Below are 1,547 nucleotides of genomic sequence, written 5' to 3' on the forward strand. Positions count from 1 at the left end.
TTCGCGGGTGTAGTCGGTCTGCGGCGCGTCGAAGATCTCTTGCGCGGTGCCGTATTCCATCACGTCGCCGTTGCGCATCACGATCACCCGGTGGGACATGGCGCGCACCACCTTCAGGTCGTGGCTGATGAACAGGTAGGCGAGGTTGTGCTTGCGCTGCAACTTGCGCAGCAGGTCGACGATCTGCACCTGCACCGTCATGTCGAGCGCCGAGGTGGGCTCGTCCAGCACCACGAGACGCGGGCGCAGCACCATGGCGCGGGCGATGGCGATGCGCTGGCGCTGCCCGCCCGAGAATTCGTGCGGATAGCGGTGCATCGTGGCGGGGTCGAGACCGACCTCGTGCATCACCTCGGCCACGAGGTCGCGGTGGTTGCGGCCGTCGGGCGCGCCGTGCACGCCCAGCCCCTCGGCGATGATCTGCTCGCAGGTCATGCGGGGCGAGAGGCTGCCGTAAGGGTCCTGGAAGACGATCTGCATTTCCGAGCGCAGCTTGCGCAGGCGGCGGGTGGACCAGTCGCGCACGTTCTCGCCGCGGAAGGTGATCGCGCCCTCGGACTGGATCAGGCGCATGATCGCCAGCGCCAGCGTGGTCTTGCCAGATCCGCTTTCGCCCACGATGCCCACCGTCTCGCCCGCGCGGACGGCGATGCTGGCGTCGTTGACGGCCTTCACGTAGCCCACGGTGCGCTTGAGCAGGCCCTTCTGGATCGGGAACCAGATGCGCAGGTTGTCGGTGCTGGCGATGGGCTCGGCGTCGTCGCGGACCGGGTCCGGCACGCCGGTGCTTTCGGCCGACAGCAACATCTGCGTGTAGGGATGCTGCGGGTTGGCGAAGATCTCGGCCGTGGGGCCGGATTCGACGATCTCGCCGTCCTTCATCACGCAGACGCGGTCGGCGATGCGGCGCACGATCCCGAGGTCGTGGGTGATGAACAGCAGGCTTAGCCCCTCAGCCTTCTTGAGGTCGGCCAGAAGCCGCAGGATCTGCGCCTGGATCGTGACGTCGAGCGCGGTGGTCGGCTCGTCCGCGATCAGCAGGTCGGGGCCGTTGGCCAGCGCCATGGCGATCATCACGCGCTGGCGCTGCCCGCCCGACAGCTGGTGCGGGTAGGCGGTCAGCCGGCTTTCGGGGTCGCGGATGCCGACGCGGTCGAGCAGCTCGATGATGCGCTTGCGCACGGCGTCGCCGGTCAGGCCCTGGTGCAGCTCGATGCTTTCGCGCAGTTGCTTTTCCAGCGTGTGCAGCGGGTTGAGCGAGGTCATCGGCTCCTGGAAGATGAAGCTGATGTCGTTGCCGCGCACCTTGCGCAGCAGCTTGTCCGACGCGCCGATCATCTCCTGGTCGCGGTAGCGGACCGAACCTTCGACGCGGGCGGCGTCGCCCAGCAGCGACACGGTCGACAGCGCGGTGACGGACTTGCCCGAGCCGGATTCGCCCACCAGGGCGACGGTCTCGCCCTCGCCGACGTCGAAGCTGACGCCCTTGACCGCCGGCGTGGTGGCGCCGTCCTGGCGGAAGCCGACCTTGAGATCGCGGACTTGCA

At 68.2% G+C, this 1,547-nt stretch carries 1 protein-coding gene; it reads right to left on the reverse strand.

Features of this window, described 5'->3' with window-relative positions; translation table 11 throughout:
• Positions 1–1,547: ABC transporter ATP-binding protein (locus ACFDTC_RS17965; RefSeq protein ID WP_375260246.1), on the reverse strand; the 1,547-nt coding region annotated here is incomplete at both ends.

The sequence above is a fragment of the Citreimonas sp. genome (assembly GCF_042096055.1).
Taxonomy (GTDB): domain Bacteria; phylum Pseudomonadota; class Alphaproteobacteria; order Rhodobacterales; family Rhodobacteraceae; genus Citreimonas.